The organism is Pontimicrobium sp. MEBiC01747, assembly GCF_053601635.1.
The window spans coordinates 1-519 of record NZ_JBSHNS010000176.1 but is presented as its reverse complement, the minus strand read 5'-3'; the positions used below and the strand labels follow the sequence as shown (position 1 = coordinate 519).

1 protein-coding gene and 1 pseudogene are annotated in these 519 nt (G+C 30.4%); both read right to left on the bottom strand.

Features of this window, described 5'->3' with window-relative positions:
• A pseudogene (locus tag ACVC2P_RS05490) lies at positions 1-170 on the bottom strand (transposase); the annotation flags it as partial.
• 166 nt (positions 171-336) lie between these two features.
• The coding region (locus ACVC2P_RS05485; protein WP_452597470.1) for a hypothetical protein at positions 337-519 on the bottom strand (183 nt) is incomplete at its 5' end.

The following is a 519-nucleotide window of genomic DNA, read 5'->3' as shown; positions in this document are numbered from 1 at the left end:
ATAAAACAATAACAATACAACTCCATACCTTTTTCTTTTCTACAATAATTTATACTATCAACTAATACATTAAAGTAAACTTGCCTAGTAAAAACATCTATCCAATTTACTGTAGCAAAAGACACAAAATATAAACCAGATTTATTATGGAATTTATAATTTCTACTCATTATTCTAAAATACAAAAGCTTCTACAAAATCATTGTAAAAGCTTTCACTTATTTATAATTATCTACACTGAATATATTATTGTCACTGTTTACTCTTACCGCCACTAGTTACAAACTAGCGGTAGCAGAGGCCCAACTCGAGGGTCATGCATCCTAAACTTGTAATTCAAAGAATTCCCATCCCCCTTAATTTCATCATCCTTTTCCTGTCCTTGGAAGCCGTAACGGTAGGAATCCGTTGAGCCATTGCGATTCGGCAGTAACATTCCAAAAGGATAAAAACCTTTACAATTTTTAATAAATTTATTTCAATGAACTTAAAAACAATGTCTAAAACATATAAAACAAC